Source organism: Catenulispora sp. EB89 (assembly GCF_041261445.1).
GTDB lineage: Bacteria > Actinomycetota > Actinomycetes > Streptomycetales > Catenulisporaceae > Catenulispora.
Genome location: NZ_JBGCCU010000019.1, coordinates 45,032 through 57,140 on the forward strand (window position 1 = coordinate 45,032; position 12,109 = coordinate 57,140).

Annotated in this window: 13 protein-coding genes; 6 read left to right on the plus strand and 7 right to left on the minus strand. The window is 71.4% G+C overall.

Translation table 11 applies throughout. The features are described from left to right. Position 1: 1 nt before the first annotated feature. The 5 genes from ABH920_RS32870 to ABH920_RS32890 are packed head-to-tail and all read right to left on the minus strand — an operon-like array spanning position 2 to position 5,286. Positions 2-1,348 carry a Pvc16 family protein gene (locus ABH920_RS32870; protein ID WP_370353120.1) on the minus strand — a complete coding sequence of 449 codons (1,347 nt, stop codon included), beginning with the start codon at positions 1,346-1,348 and terminating at the stop codon, positions 2-4. Continuing rightward, complete coding sequence (locus ABH920_RS32875) at positions 1,345-2,100, minus strand: hypothetical protein (protein ID WP_370353121.1); 756 nt, start codon at positions 2,098-2,100, stop codon at positions 1,345-1,347. Before ABH920_RS32875 ends, ABH920_RS32870 begins: the two co-directional genes overlap by 4 nt. Continuing rightward, on the minus strand, positions 2,093-2,866 hold the full coding sequence (locus ABH920_RS32880) for a hypothetical protein (RefSeq protein WP_370353122.1): 774 nt from the start codon (positions 2,864-2,866) through the stop codon (positions 2,093-2,095). The genes ABH920_RS32875 and ABH920_RS32880 overlap by 8 nt, the downstream gene beginning before the upstream one ends. 32 nt (positions 2,867-2,898) lie before the next feature. Beyond that, positions 2,899-3,423 (minus strand): phage tail protein, encoded by a 525-nt coding sequence (locus tag ABH920_RS32885; protein ID WP_370353123.1) that lies wholly within the window; start codon positions 3,421-3,423, stop codon positions 2,899-2,901. 12 nt (positions 3,424-3,435) lie between these two features. After that, on the minus strand, positions 3,436-5,286 hold the full coding sequence (locus ABH920_RS32890) for a phage tail sheath family protein (protein ID WP_370353124.1): 1,851 nt from the start codon (positions 5,284-5,286) through the stop codon (positions 3,436-3,438). An 825-nt stretch (positions 5,287-6,111) separates the two neighbouring features. On the opposite strand from ABH920_RS32890, the gene ABH920_RS32895 reads away from it, so the two are divergent. Beyond that, the gene (locus ABH920_RS32895; RefSeq protein WP_370353125.1) at positions 6,112-6,750 is read left to right on the plus strand and encodes a GPP34 family phosphoprotein; all 639 of its coding nucleotides are present in this window, start codon (positions 6,112-6,114) and stop codon (positions 6,748-6,750) included. 124 nt (positions 6,751-6,874) lie between these two features. Here the strand turns inward: ABH920_RS32895 and ABH920_RS32900 are convergent, their stop codons facing one another. After that, on the minus strand, positions 6,875-7,459 hold the full coding sequence (locus ABH920_RS32900) for a helix-turn-helix domain-containing protein (protein ID WP_370353126.1): 585 nt from the start codon (positions 7,457-7,459) through the stop codon (positions 6,875-6,877). Between the two features lie 47 nt (positions 7,460-7,506). Between ABH920_RS32900 and ABH920_RS32905 the strand changes: the two genes are divergently transcribed. The 4 genes from ABH920_RS32905 to ABH920_RS32920 all read left to right on the plus strand — a co-directional run bounded on the left by ABH920_RS32905 (position 7,507) and on the right by ABH920_RS32920 (position 10,296). Then, positions 7,507-8,373, plus strand: a complete 867-nt coding sequence (locus ABH920_RS32905; protein ID WP_370353127.1) for a trans-aconitate 2-methyltransferase — start codon at positions 7,507-7,509, stop codon at positions 8,371-8,373. A 175-nt stretch (positions 8,374-8,548) separates the two neighbouring features. Then, positions 8,549-8,722 carry a hypothetical protein gene (locus tag ABH920_RS32910; RefSeq protein WP_370353128.1) on the plus strand — a complete coding sequence of 58 codons (174 nt, stop codon included), beginning with the start codon at positions 8,549-8,551 and terminating at the stop codon, positions 8,720-8,722. A gap of 98 nt (positions 8,723-8,820) precedes the next feature. After that, positions 8,821-9,420 (plus strand): aquaporin, encoded by a 600-nt coding sequence (locus ABH920_RS32915; protein ID WP_370353129.1) that lies wholly within the window; start codon positions 8,821-8,823, stop codon positions 9,418-9,420. A gap of 78 nt (positions 9,421-9,498) precedes the next feature. After that, positions 9,499-10,296 carry a thymidylate synthase gene (locus ABH920_RS32920; protein ID WP_370353130.1) on the plus strand — a complete coding sequence of 266 codons (798 nt, stop codon included), beginning with the start codon at positions 9,499-9,501 and terminating at the stop codon, positions 10,294-10,296. A gap of 50 nt (positions 10,297-10,346) precedes the next feature. On the opposite strand, the gene ABH920_RS32925 is transcribed toward ABH920_RS32920, so the two are convergent. Continuing rightward, positions 10,347-10,925, minus strand: coding sequence for a TetR/AcrR family transcriptional regulator (locus ABH920_RS32925; RefSeq protein WP_370353278.1), 579 nt, complete (start codon positions 10,923-10,925; stop codon positions 10,347-10,349). A 179-nt stretch (positions 10,926-11,104) separates the two neighbouring features. On the opposite strand from ABH920_RS32925, the gene ABH920_RS32930 reads away from it, so the two are divergent. Then, positions 11,105-12,100: an NADP-dependent oxidoreductase gene (locus ABH920_RS32930; RefSeq protein ID WP_370353131.1), complete on the plus strand. Its 996-nt coding sequence runs from the start codon at positions 11,105-11,107 to the stop codon at positions 12,098-12,100. The last annotated feature ends 9 nt before the right edge of the window (positions 12,101-12,109 follow it).

Genomic DNA, 12,109 nt, shown 5'->3' on the forward strand with positions numbered 1-12,109 from the left:
CTCAGCTCCCCTGCTGCTTCGTCGACGGGGCCGGCGTGGTCTTGCGCGCCGCGGCCTTCTTCGCCGGCGCCGGTGTGGCCGCCGCCGCGCCGAGGTCCACCGACGGCGAGTCGAAGTGCCCTGATACTCCGATGGCGAGCGGGCTCTGCGCGCCGTCCACCTGCACGCGCACCAGGTACGACGTGGCCGCGACGTTCGTCGCCTGCACCGTCACCGTCTGCGGATTCGTGCGCGTGCCTAGCGGATACGGCGCGTCGAACTGGTAGCTGCGCGGCTGCGTCCCGGCGGCGGGGGTGATCTCGTCCAGCAGCATGCTGACTCGCTGGGTGTCGCCGACCGGCATGTCCAGCGTGACGCCCAGCTGCGCGGACACCGGGTCCGTGCCGGTCTTGCCGGTCACCGTCACCGCGCCGGTGATTGTCGGCTGGCGCACGATGGGCACACCGTTGGACTCGAACCCGCGGTGCGGTGTCGGCGGCACGCCGAGCAGCAGGTTGTGCACCACCGACACGGTGTACGTCCCGGGTTGCAGCGTGGCCGGCACCGCGATGGTCAGCTCGGTGTCCCGCACCTGGTTGGCGGGTACCGGCACCTCCAGCGCGTCGAAGCGCACCAGCACCTCGTCGGACTTCAGGCCGCTGCCGCGGACGACCAGCGTGTTGCCGGACGGGACCGGGCCGGGCTGCGGCACCGCGCCGGGGTCGGAGGTCGGCCGGGACAGGATCTCGCTGATCTGCGGGCCGGTGCTGGGCACGGCGGTCAGCGTGCGGCTCAGGACCGGCTTGCCGGCCGTGGGTGTCTGGCGGCCGTCCAGCAGCACCGCGGCGGCCTGATACGTCACCGACAGGGTGTAGCTGGTCTGGAGCAGGAACGACCAGAGCTTCGAGAGCTCCTCGGTGTCCATGTGCGTCGGCGTGAAGCGGATCCGCTGCGGCGCCGCCGGCAGGTCGGTGCCCGCCAGGAACGGCATCTGCGCGGCCTCGGCGATCAGGTCGTCGGTGAGCATCGGCAGCTCGTACAGGCTGCGCACGACGCAGCCGAGCATGCGCTGCGGGACCAGCTGGGTCTCGTCGCCGAAGAAGGTGATCAGGTAACTGAGATCCAGCGCCGCGACCGGCCGGCTGAGCAGCGTGCCGTCCGAGGCGCGCATCGGCTCGTCCAGGTTGCGCAGGTACGGGTCCGGCGTCACCTGGTACAGGAACACGGTGATGGTCGGCTCCGCCGGCGGTTCGGCCGGCGGCCGGCCGGAGATCACGTTGACGGCGAACGGGATGTCGGGCGTCAGCGCGCGGACGATGAACAGCCGCAGCGCCTCGGTGGCCGTGGCCACCGCCAGGAAGTTGCTCATCGCCGCCCCCCTTCACGGGCCAGGTACTCGTCGAGCTTGAGCGCGGGTTCGCGGGTCCGGCGGTCGGGCCGGGACGCGGGTCCTGCGGGCGCCGGCGTCGCAGCGCGGACCTCCAGCCGCCCGATCCGGACGGTGACCGACGGCGGTTGCGGTGCGGCGGCCGCGCGGTGGGCCGGCGGCGCGCCGCGTTCGGCGAGGCGGGCTCGCGGCGCCGGCGCCGGTTGGGCCGAGCTCTGGCGCGCGGCCGGCATCGCGGTGGCGGGAGCGCGGTCGGTCGGCGAGCCGAGGAACGAGGCGACGGCAGAGGAATCGGCCGATGCGGGAACCACGGCGGATCTGGAAGAACTCTGCGACGCGGCGACCGGCAGCGTCGGCGGATTCGACCGGGGGAGTGGCTGCTCGGCCGCGGCCGGTACGACAAGAAGAGGACCGAGGCCCTGGTCGGTCGAGGACCGGCGGTCCGGTCGGGACCGGGTCACGGCGCGGTCCTCGGAGCGTGGCAGCGCGGGCCCGGCGGCCCGGGTGCCGAACGTCGGCTCGCTCCGCTGCTCCATCGCGTTCCCCCGCCTCGAGTGTTCGGATTCTGATGACGGCTGCTCGGTCCATTCGAGGTCCCCGGCCGTGCCGGGACGTTCGAACGGATGCGGCAGCCGAGGCTGTGCGGCGGCGCTTCTGACGCCGTCGGTGTCCGCGGTTCGCGGAGCCGGCGCGGACGCGGACTTCGCGAGCAGCCGGTCGAAGAAGTCAGCCATCGACGCACCGTTCCACGTAGTAGCGGCGTCGCTGAGGACTCAGCGCCAGGATCTGGTCCTCGCTCCAGCCGTAGCAGGAGGCGAGGAGGTGGATGTCGGACAGGATCGCGCGGGCCCAGACGTCGAGCTCGCGCCACAGGTATTCGGAGATGTCGAGTTCCGCGCTGATCTTCTGGGAGCACTCAGGGCACTGCATCGCCAGCCGGACGTCGGCTGCCGGGTCGGCCTCGGCGGCGGCCGAGGCGATGGTCTGCTGGACCGACGCCGGGATCCGGGACGCGTCGAGCTTGCGGCCGGAACGTTCGGCCCGGATCACGATCCGGGCCAGCAGCGCCTTGCGGGCGGCCTCGGCGTCGCCGATGCCTGATACCGCTTCGAGGTCGGCCGCGGTCGGCGAGTGGAAGTCGACCGACCACGAACCTTCGTCGACGTGCAGTACCTGCGGATCAGAGGAACCGTCCCGCTCGACGGAGCCCGGCACATCAGGGACCTGACGCGCCCGATCCCCGAGCAGCGCCCGCACCCCGAGCTCGAACTCCAGCTTCTCCCCGCAGTCCGGACACCCGACCACGACCTCCATCCGGTCCCCGAACAGCGCGCCGCGCAGCGCGAACAGCTCCGCGTCCCGCCGCCCCACGGCCGTCGCCCGCAGGTCCGCGACGCCGGCCCGCGGCCGTGCGAGCGCGTGCAGCAGCAGCGTCCGCTCGGCCGCGCCGGCCGTCGTCCCGGCCTCCCAGGCCGCCAGCACCTCCACCGCCCCCGGCATCTCCGCCCCGTCCTGTGGAAAGGCTCAACCGGTCAGGACGGGAACGTGAACGAGGGCTCCTCGGGCTCGGCGACCTCCGGATCGCGCTCGATGCCCTCGCACTCCAGCTTGATGTGCTGGATCGCGACGGCGTTGGCGTTGCCGTCGAGCTCGGAGGTGATCTGGTACTCGCTCACCCACGCTCGGTACACCTTGAACGCCACCGCGACCTGGCCGGCCTCGTTGAGCAGTTCGATCACGATGTCCTTGCGGAAGTCGCGCAGCGAGGACTCCACCCCGCGGCCCGCGCCGACCATCCAGACCTTGTTGGCCCACTGGTCGAACTCCATGTCGTGGGTGATGCCGCGCTCCAGCGTGATCCCGTCGAACTCGGTGCGCCCGGCCGACTTGCGCGGCGTGGAGGGGTCGCCGCCGCTGCGGTGCTTGACCACCTCGGTGGTCCGCTTGATGGCGCTGACCTTGCTGACCCCGGCGACCGTGCGGCCGTCCCACACCACCAGGAACTTGAAGTTCTTGTAGGGATCGAAGCGCTGTGCGTTGACTGTGAATTCCGCCATTGGGTCCCCCCCTCACACCTGCAGCTGTCCGGCCATCTGCTGGATCTGCACGACCACGAACTCCGCCGGTTTCAGCGGTGCGAAGCCGACCACGATGTTCACCACGCCGCTGTCGATGTCGTTCTGCGTGGTGGTGTCCTTGTCGCACTTGACGAAGTACGCGTCCTTCGCCGACGTGCCCTGGAACGCGCCCTGCTGGAACAGGGTCCGCAGGAACGCGCCGACGTTGAGCCGGATCTGCGACCACAGCCGCTCGTCGTTGGGCTCGAAGACCACCCACTGCGTTCCCCGGTAGAGGCTCTCTTCCAGGAACAGCGCGGTCCGGCGCACCGGTACGTACTTCCACTGCGAGGCCAATATGTCGGCCCCGGCCAGCGTCCGGGCGCCCCAGACCACCGGGCCGACCACCGGGAAGTTTCGCAGACAGTTGACACCCAGCGGGTTGAGCAGCCCGTTCTCCGGGTCGGTCATCGTCACCGTGAGCGCCGAGGCGCCCATCAGCTGCGCGTCGGTGCCGGCCGGGGCCTTCCACACCCCGCGCTGGCTGTCGGTGCGCGCCATGATGCCGGCCACCACGCCGCACGGCGGGAACTCCGCCAGGCGCCCGGTCAGCGGGTCGACCGCCGCCAGCGCCGGGAAGTACAGCGCGGCGTGGTCGTTGCGCACCGGGTCGAAGTCCGACAGGTGCGCCCGCGCGGTGTCCAGCGTCGTCCAGGACGCCGGGGCGTCCACGATCAGGAACATCCGCTTGTCCTGGCACAGCGATTCGGCGGCCGAGATCACCGTGGTCGCGTCCACGGTGTTCGCGTACGCGGCCAGCTCCGGCAGGCACAGCAGGTTGACGTCGAGCACGTCGCGCAGCGCCTGGATCCCGGTCTTGGCCGCCTCGCTGCCGATCAGGTCGGTCGGCGACGGCTTGCCGGCGTCGGTGCCGCCGGCCAGCGCGAACGCCGGGGGGTGGACCGTGCCCTCCAGCCCGAGGTTGTTGGCCTCGGTGCCGGAGAAGCGGACGGTGTCCGCCGGGTCCGAGGAGCCGGCGACGACCTGGATCTTCTGGCCGACCGCGTAGACCCGCAGGCCCCCGAAGGCCCGCTTGCCCGGCGCGTCCGGCAGTGCGCGCAGCTTGCGTTCGAGCAGCGTCGCCAGTTCCGCGACGGTGGCCGGCGGCGAGGCCCCGTCCGCAGGGCTCTGATAGATGGTGACGTCGTGCTGCGTCGAGCTGATCGCCACCTGGAAGCTCTGGGTGAGGTCGGGCAGCGTGGCCGGGAAGTCCTTGGAGACCGTGCCGGACGGGTCCGGGCGGCCGCTGCCGGTCGCGACGGCCGAGAGCACCGCTGATCCGGCGTTCACCACCGAGGCCACGTACTGCGGGTCGGAGGAGCTCATCGACAGGTTGCTGTACGACTCGCTGATCGTGCCGCCGGTGTCGAAGACGGTGAGGTTGAAGGTACTGGTCGGCGCGGCGGTGCCGTAGTCGACGGTGACGCGCAGCGCGTCGCCCCAGGCGCCGGGCTCGGTCGCGGTCAGCGTCAACGCCGTCGCGGTGGACTGGTTGTCGGTGGAGGCCAGCGCCTCGCTCGCGGAGGCCCCGGTGCCGGCCGCGGCCGCGCGGACCACGATCGCGACGTTCCCGCCGTTGGCGAAGAACTGGGAGACCGCGTAGCTGACCGGGCTGTCGGCGCTGATCCCGCCGAACTGCCGCTCGAAGTCGGCGAAGCTGGTCAGCGTGACCGGCTGGTTGAGCGGGCCCCGGCGGGTCTGCCCGACAAAGGCGGTCACCGAGGTGGTGACCCCGATGATGGTCCGGACGCTACTCGGGAGTTCCTCGATGTAGACGCCGGGGTAAGTGGTTTGGACCGGCATTCCCCCTCCGTTCCGTCAACGCGGCAAGACGACCGGGTTCGAAGGAGGGCGCGCGCGAACGCACATCAGTGCGTTGCGACGGGCGGTGTGCAAACCGGACCCCCATGGCAGACAGGCGGCTGTGTCCTGTCTTCTTCCGGCACTCTTGTCCTCGCTTGGACTGCTACGTCTTCGAAGGTTTCATTCGCTGCGATGAGAAGTCAAGACATTTGACGAACCCTTTGGACTTGCCCGATAAGTAGATCTTGACAACTTTTCAGTGCCTTTATAAGGAGCCTGATTTCGGGCTTCCGGCTCCGCTGTCGGCGGCCGCGCAGATCGGCACCGTCGCGGACCCAATCGGGATCAGCACCATGACACCAGACGGACCGTCGCAAGGGATCGGTAAAGCGCTATTCGACGGTTAGGGGTTGTCACTTAAGGATTCATCCGAAAGTGTCTCATCAGCGGACATGGCATGCTCGGTGGCGAATGATTCGCCTGGCCCGCGCTGGTTCCGGCGGGTGGGGGCGGGGGTTACCTTGAGCGCGTAAGCGGCTGGAGTCGGCCAAGGCGGCCGAGCGCGCCGAGCCGGCCGAGCCGGGCCGAGCCCGCCGAGGCGGTGGTGCGGCGTCCCGGGGTCGATCTTCGGCGTGCCTCAAGCGTCGCTCAAGGCGCCTCTTACGGGGTTTCCAGGCGGCGCTGCGGTCGGCGAACGGCGCGGCGCCGCCAGCGCTGTCTCGCGTGCCGCGCGCACTTCGGCGTACGGCGTCCGGGCCCTGATGTAAGGGTTCGTCGTCGCCCGCGTCTTTCACCAGTGTAGTAAGCACCCTTATGCTCGGCCCTGTGACAATCGGGGATGATCTACTCCTACTCGCGATCAGCCCGCGCGACGGACGCGTGCAGGCCGCCGAGGCGATGGGTCCGGCGCTGCGGGGGGCCGAGGCGCTGGACCTGAGCCTGGCCGGGCGCGTGGCGGTGGCCGAGGGCCGGATCGCGGTCGCCGATCCGCGGCCGATCGGCCATCCGCTGGTGGACCGGTCGCTGGCCACGCTGCACGCCGAGGGCGGCGCGCCGCGGCTGCAGTCGTGGTTCAGCGAGCGGCCCACGGAGCCGGCGGCGCTGAACCAGTACGTGACCCTGCTCGCCGACCGGGGGGTGATCCGGATCGAGCGTCGGGGGGACGGCGGCCGGACCCGGTCCCGGCTGGTGCTCGTGGACCTGGAGCGGTGCGCCTACGTCCGGACGCGAGTCGAGAACGTCTCCTCGCCCGGGGACCGCGCGCTGGGCAGCATCGTGCATGCCTGCGGCCTGGACGAGGAGCTGTATCCGGGCCTGCGCGGCCGGTCGGCGCGGCGGCGGCTGGCGCGGCTGACCGAGGACGAGCAGCTGTCGCCCGGGGTGCGGGACTCGATCGAGGCGGTGGTCGACGCGGTGGCCGACGTGCTCGCGCGGGATCTGACCGGCGGGGGCGCGGGGCGGTAGGCGTCGCGGCGGTCGAGGCGGCAGCTGCGTGGGTGGATGGGTGGAGTCTCGGTGGCGTCTGGAGACGTCAGCGGGGTGGCGCGAGGCGGCGGGTCAGGGTTGAGCGCGGGCTGGTGCGGGCGGGCTAGTGCGGATCGGTGTCGCGCCGGTGTGCGCGCTCGCCCTCGTGGTCCAGGATCGACAGGACCTCCACGGCGGCGCCGTGCGCGGTGATCAGGTGCGGCGTCATCGTGCTGAACTCCGCGGCATCGCCTTCCTGGACCAGGATGACGCGCTCGCCGAGCCGCAGTTCGGCCGTCCCGGACAGGACCGTGAACCACTCGTACCCGGGGTGGATCCGCAACTGGTCCGGGCCGGTGGGGCGTTCGGCGGTGATCCGCACCTTGGTCACGCTGACGCCGTTCAGGAAGCGCTCGCGGGACAGCAGCCAGCTGGTCATGCCCGGGGTGCCGCAGACCGGTTCGGGCCGGATCACCACGCCGGCCTCGTCCGGCGGCTCGACCAGCTGGTCGATCGTCGTGCCCAGGGCGCGCGCGATCGGCACCAGCTGGTCCAGGGCGATGCGGCGCTGGCCGGTCTCGATGCGGCTGAGGTTGGACGGGCTCAGGCCGCAGCGCGCGGCCAGCGAGTCCAGCGTCCAGCCCCGGGCCAGGCGCAGGCTGCGGATGCGTTGGCGGACGATGGCGTCGACGTCGGGTTCTTGCGTCATAGGCAAGATGGTATGCTGCTCGCGCAGTTCGTGCTTACGCTGGATCCATGGAACACGATCACATCGGCCGCCAAGGGCACGGTCATCAGCAGGGCCACGGCCACCACCACGACGCGGACGCCGCCTCCGACGCCTCCATGGCGGACATCCTGGACCTCGATGCGGAGGTGGTCGGCCCTTACCTCGACGAGCTGACCTCCTGGGCCGCCTCCCACACCAAGGCCGAACCGCACACCGTCCTCGACATCGGCGCGGGCACCGGCACCGGGACCCTGGCGCTCGCCCGCCGCTTCGCGAACGCCGAGCTGGTCGTGATCGACCGCTCGCCGACCATGCTCGACCGCCTCCGGGCCGCGGCCGCCGCGCACGGCATCGCCGACCGGCTGCGCATGGCCCAGGCCGACCTCGACGCCGCCTGGCCCCCGGTCGGCACGGCCGATCTGGCCTGGGCCAGCGCCTCGCTGCACCACGTCGCCGACCCCGACCGGGTCCTCGCAGACATCCACGCGGCGCTGAACCCCGGCGGCCTGCTGGTGGTCGTCGAGATGGACGGGATGCCACGCTTCCTGCCCGACGGGGTCTATCCGGGCTTGGAAGCACGGTGCCGGAAAGCCTCGGCGGCCAACGGCTGGAACTCCTGGCCGGACTGGACCAGCCACCTGGAGCGGGTCGGTTTCACGGTCGCCGAGAAGCGCGTCTTCGAGCTCGACATCGATCCGGCCCCGCCGGCCGCCAACCGCCTGGCGCACAGCATCACGAGCCGCATGCGTGAGCGTCTGGCCGAGCAGCTGTCCGCCGAAGACCGCGCCGCCCTGGACCGCCTGCTCGATCCGGACGACGAGGAGTTCCTGTTGCGGCGCGGCGATCTGGTGGTGCGCGGCGCGCGCACGGCGTGGGCGGCGCACCGGGCCTGAGCACAGCACCCTGCCGCCTGAGGCTTCCGTTCAGGGGACCTCCCAGCTGTGGCGATCCGCCGAGCCCCGGCCGGGTTTCGGCCCGGGCCGGCCACCCGGACGGCCCTGCCGTACCGGGGCACCGGCCGGGAGCGGCGCCTACCGTGGGGTCCTGGGCTGATCTTGAGGAGGCCTTATGAGCTCGGAATCGCTGCACGCACCCCACGCCCCTGATGCGCCCCACGCTCCTAATGCACCCAGAGCGGGCGCATCAGTGCTCGACCAGGTCGAAGGCGGCTGGCGGGCGCTGATGGCGGAGTTCGTCGGGACCATGCTGCTGGTCGTGCTGGCGGTCGGGACGGCCATCTGACCTTCATATAACCCAGCGCCGGCAAGTTCGTCGGCGACATCGGCATCGCCCTGGCGTTCGGCTTCACGCTGCTGGCGCTGGTCTACATGATCGGACCGGTGTCCGGGTGCCATGTGAACCCGGCCGTCACCCTGGGCGTGGTGCTGGCGCGGCGGATGTCCCCGATCGCCGGCGTCCTGTACTGGGTGGCGCAGTTCGCCGGCGGGATCATCGGCGCGGTGCTGCTGCACTGGATCGCCAGCGCCGTGCGCGACCCGCTGGGCGGCGGCCCGTTCTCACGCAAGTCGTTCGGCTCGCCAGGCTGGGGCAAGAACTCCGACCTGTTCATCTCCGGCTCCGGCGCGTTCCTGGTCGAGATCATCCTCACCGCGGTGCTGGTCCTGGTGGTCCTGGGCGCCACCCGCGGCGCCGGCGACAAGCCGGTGGCCGGCATCGCGATCGGCGCCGCGCTGACCGCGATCCACCTGGTCGGCATCCCGCTGACCGGCACCTCGGTGAACCCGGCCCGAGCCCTGGGCCCGGCGCTGTTCGCGGACAACAACGCGCTGTCGCAGACCTGGCTGTTCATCGTCGCACCGCTGGTCGGCGCGATCGCCGCGGTGGCGATCCACTGGCTGGTGCACGGCGAGCCGGAGCTGCCGCCCGCCAAGCCCGGCCGCGCCGAGCCCGAACCGGTCGGCGCCCCGGCGGCGCCGTGATCGGGTCCCGCCGCGTCGTGATCCGGTCGCGCCGCGTCGTGGGCGCTCCCGCGACGCCGTAGGCGGTACCGTGCACGCATGCCCGACACCCAGTACGAAGACCTGCTCCAGCACGTGCTGACCACCGGTGCGGTCAAGTCCGACCGCACCGGTGTCGGCACGCGATCGCTGTTCGGACACCAGCTCCGCTACCGCCTGCAGGACGGCTTCCCGCTCATCACGACGAAGAAGGTCCACTTCAAATCCGTCGCCTACGAACTGCTGTGGTTCCTGCGCGGCGAGGGCAACGTCCGCTGGCTGCAGGAGCACGGCGTCACGATCTGGGACGAGTGGGCCGCCCCCGATGGCGGCCTCGGCCCGGTCTACGGCGTGCAGTGGCGCTCCTGGCCGACGCCGGACGGCCGCCACATCGACCAGATCACCGAGGTCCTGAACCAGCTGCGCACGAACCCTGACTCGCGCCGCATCATCGTCTCCGCCTGGAACGTCGCGGAGCTGGCGGACATGGCCCTGCCACCGTGCCACGCCTTCTTCCAGTTCTACGTCGCCGACGGCGAACTGTCCTGCCAGCTCTACCAGCGCAGCGCGGACATGTTCCTGGGCGTACCGTTCAACATCGCCTCCTACGCCCTGCTGACCCACATGATCGCGGCCCAGACCGGCCTCGCCGTCGGCGACCTGGTCTGGACCGGCGGCGACGTGCACGTCTACGACAACCACGTCGAGCAGGCCCGGCTGCAGCTTACGCGCGAGGCGCGGCCGTTCCCGACGCTGGAGCTGAAGCCGGCGGACTCGCTGTTCGAGTACGTATACGCGGACATCGCAGTTCTCGGATACGACCCGCATCCGGCGATCAAGGCGCCGGTGGCGGTGTGACCTGACCGAACCGGCTCGCGACGGCGTCGAACCCGGACCGAGCGGGCGGTTCAGAGAGTGGGAGCGGGCTGCGGCAGCGCGTGCGCGCCTTCGGGCCGCAGCCCGTCGAAGATGATCGCGAGGTAGCGGCGCCACAGGTCCGGCGGGGCGTCGGGGACGTAGCCGCTGACGTAGTTCGGGGCGCACATCAGGAGGAAGACGTCGGTGCCGGTGACGTCGGGGCGGACCGCGCCGGCTGTGCGGGCTCGGGCGACCAGGTCCTCGATGGCTTGGAACAGGGCGGCTTGGGCCTGCTTCACTTCGGGTTTCAGTTCTCCGGCGGCCATCAGGAATGACAGGTCGCGTTGTTGGCGCTGGTGGCCGGCGGCGATCAGGAACTCCAGCAGGGCCGCGCCCGGGTCGGCGGCTGCCAGCAGGCGCTCGCCGACGGTGCGCAGGTCTTCGACGCGGTCCAGGACGATCGCGGCGATCAGGTCGTCCTTGGTCGGGAAGTGGCGGAAGACCGTGCCCTTGCCGACGCCGGCGCGGCGTGCGATGTCCGCGACGGAGGCTTCCAGGCCGTGCTCGGCGAACTCGTCGGCGGCGGCCGTGAGCAGGAGCGCGCGGTTGCGGGCGGCGTCGGCGCGCAGGGGGCGGGAGGCTTCGGGCGTGGTAGCCGAGGCCGCAGCGGCCGCCGGGCTCGTGGTCGTTGCAGGCGTGGTCGGAGGGGTGCTCACGGCCGCAGCCTAACAAGTTGACCGGGCGGTCCGCTTATCGCTAGCCTCTTCGCGGGCGGAACCTGACCGCCCGGTCCGTTTCTGGAGGGGTAGTGGACAAGCAGGAATCGAACGTGATGAAGGCCGTCGTCGCCACCGACTACGGCCCGCCGGAGCAGTACACGGTCGCCGACGTCCCGGTACCGCGGCCCGGGCCGGGGCAGCTGCGGGTGCGGATCGCCGCCGCCTCCGTCAACCCGGCCGACGTGAAGCTGCCCGGCGGTGAGTTCCGTGGCGTGGTCGAGGCTCAGTTCCCTTACATCCCGGGCGTCGACTTCGCCGGAACCGTCACCGAGATCGGCGAGGGCGTGCAGACCTACGCCGTCGGCGACGAGGTGTTCGGCACGGCCGTCCCCAGGGTGCTGCGCGCCATGGCCGGCACGCGTCCCTCGCTCGGCACCGGCGCGATGGCCGAGTACGCCGTCGTCGAAGCGGACACGCCGCTCATCGCGCACCGCCCCGCCGCACTCGCCGCCCCGGACGCCGCGGCGCTCGCCACGGCCGGCCAGGCCGCGCTGGCGACTGCGCGAGCCGCGAACGTGCAGCCGGGGGAGCGGGTGCTGCTGGTCGGGGCGACCGGAGGCGTGGGAACGGCGCTGCTGCCGTTGCTCGCTGCCGCCAAGGCGCATGTGATCGCCACGGCGACCGACGCGGACGGTGACGCCGAGACGGTGCAGGCACTCGGCGCCAACGAGATCATCGGCTATCAGGAGTCTGACTATCCAGCCGACGTCGACGTGGCGATCAACGTGGTGCTGCCGGGCGACCGCCTGGCCGCCGTGGCCAAAGCCCTGCGCCCCGGTGGCAGAGTCCTGACGATCACCTTCCCGATCACCACGCCCGACATGCTCGGCCGCGACGACGTCGAGCTCCGCTTCATCCTCGACATGGACGCCGAACTCGCCTCCATGCACGACGTCGCCGAAGCCGGCGCACGCGGCGAACTCCGCGCCACGATCGCCCGCCGCTACAGCCTTGACGAAGGCCCGCAGGCGTGCGCCGACTTCGTGCGACGGCACACGCTGGGCAAGCGCGTCGTCGTCATCTAGGACGCCTGG